The sequence below is a fragment of the Sphingomonas sp. P2_B6 genome (assembly GCF_056404755.1).
The window spans coordinates 1-1,382 of the sequence record NZ_JBFUDK010000036.1 but is presented as its reverse complement, the minus strand read 5'-3'; the positions used below and the strand labels follow the sequence as shown (position 1 = coordinate 1,382).

The 1,382-nt window shown below is 65.1% G+C and carries 2 protein-coding genes; both read left to right on the top strand.

Going from position 1 to position 1,382, the window contains the following annotated elements; all coding sequences use genetic code 11:
• Positions 1 to 61: 61 nt before the first annotated feature.
• A complete protein-coding gene (locus tag AC1DX5_RS24195) occupies positions 62 to 463 on the top strand; it encodes a transposase (protein WP_478017858.1) in 402 nt (133 codons plus the stop codon).
• Positions 460 to 1,368 carry an IS3 family transposase gene (locus AC1DX5_RS24190; RefSeq protein WP_478017855.1) on the top strand — a complete coding sequence of 303 codons (909 nt, stop codon included), beginning with the start codon at positions 460 to 462 and terminating at the stop codon, positions 1,366 to 1,368. The genes AC1DX5_RS24195 and AC1DX5_RS24190 overlap by 4 nt, the downstream gene beginning before the upstream one ends.
• Positions 1,369 to 1,382 lie beyond the last annotated feature (14 nt).

Below are 1,382 nucleotides of genomic sequence, written 5' to 3'. Positions count from 1 at the left end.
TGGAATGACCCCCTAGACTGAGACATGAAATAAGAGAGAGCTCTCTGGATGGAGGGCAAGAATGTCGAAGGACCATCGACGACGGCACGACCGGGGGTTCAAGCTGTGGGTTTTGGGTCGGATTGAGTCGGGCGAGCGGGTGTCAGCCTTGTCGCTCGAGTTGGGGATCAGGGATAATCTGCTGTACCGGTGGCGCAATGCGGTGCGGGCGGGCGGGGAGCAGGCGCTGCGCGATCCGGGTCGTCCGGGGCGCGTAGCGGATGCGATGGCTAGCCAGGCGGCGGTTGGTGAGATCCGCGATGTTGCCACAGCGCAGCGTCAGATCGAGGCCTTGCAGCGCAAGATCGGCGAGCAGCAGGTGGCGCTGGATTTTTTCAAAGGCGCCTTGCGGCGTATCGAGGCGTCACGCCAGCCGAGCGACGGTGCTGGCGAGACGACGTCTTCGCCGAGATCCAGGCGATGACGGGTTCGCAAGGCGAGGGATCGGCGCTGTCGACAGAGGCGCTGTGCCAGTTGGCCGGGGTAAGCCGGGCCAGCTATTACYGGCGCTGGCGCGAGCATGCGCCAAAAGTGGAAGAGACGGCGCTGCGCGATCAGGTGCAGCGGCTGTGCCTGGCGCAGCGCTTCTATGGCTATCGCCGGATCACCGCGCTGCTCAGGCGTGACGGTTGGTGCGTCAACCACAAGCGGGTGGCCCGGCTGATGCGCGAGGACAATCTGCTGTGCCTGCGGGGTCGGACGTTCCGGCCGGCGACGACGGATGCGCGGCACGGCTGGCGGGTGTGGCCCAATCTGGCGCGCGCGATGCAACCGATGGCGATCAACCAGCTATGGGTGGCGGACATCACCTATGTCCATCTGGCCGAGGCGTTCGTCTATCTGGCGGTGATCCTCGACGCGTTCAGCCGCAAGGTGGTCGGCTGGGCGATGGCGGACCATCTGCGCGCCGAGCTGGCGCTCGAGGCGCTCGCCATGGCGCTGGAGCGACGCAGGGTGACCGCGGACGGTCTGGTCCATCACTCCGACCGAGGCGTGCAATATGCTTGCGGCGCGTACATCGCCCGGCTCGAAGCCGCCGGCATCATCCCCAGCATGAGCCGTGCGGGCTGCCCTTACGACAACGCCATGGCCGAGAGCTTCATGAAGACCCTGAAGCAGGAGGAGGTCGACGGTACCGGCTATCGCGACCTCGCCGACGCACGCGAGCGGATCGGGACCTTCATCGAGCAGGTCTACAATCGCCAGCGCCTGCACTCCGCCTTGGCCTACAGGTCGCCCGACGAGTATGAGGAAACCATGCGAAGGGCTGCTGCGCAGCAGCCCTTCAAACAAGCAACCGAGCTCTCTCTAATTAACGTGTCTCACTAAAGGGGGTCACTCCA